Origin of the sequence: Citrobacter sp. Cf118 (genome assembly GCF_030334095.1) — a bacterium.
GTDB classification, from domain to species: domain Bacteria; phylum Pseudomonadota; class Gammaproteobacteria; order Enterobacterales; family Enterobacteriaceae; genus Citrobacter; species Citrobacter freundii.
This window is the reverse complement of record NZ_JAOWES010000035.1, coordinates 1-292: the sequence shown is the minus strand read 5'-3', so window position 1 is coordinate 292 and position 292 is coordinate 1. Positions and strand designations below refer to the sequence as shown.

The window sequence follows — 292 nt, the reverse complement described above, 5'->3', positions numbered from 1 at the left end:
TAGGGAAGGTGCGAACAAGTCCCTGATATGAGATCATGTTTGTCATCTGGAGCCATGGAACAGGGTTCATCATGAGTCATCAACTTACCTTCGCCGACAGTGAATTCAGCAGTAAGCGCCGTCAGACCAGAAAAGAGATTTTCTTGTCCCGCATGGAGCAGATTCTGCCATGGCAAAACATGGTGGAAGTCATCGAGCCGTTTTACCCCAAGGCTGGTAATGGCCGGCGACCTTATCCGCTGGAAACCATGCTACGCATTCACTGCATGCAGCATTGGTACAACCTGAGCGA

General features: G+C 50.3%; 1 protein-coding gene. It reads left to right on the top strand.

Annotated features, from left to right (window positions below; translation table 11 throughout):
* Positions 1-71 precede the first annotated feature (71 nt).
* Positions 72-292 (top strand): IS5/IS1182 family transposase (locus OGX67_RS00495; RefSeq protein WP_024176516.1); only part of this gene is annotated, 221 nt, incomplete at its 3' end.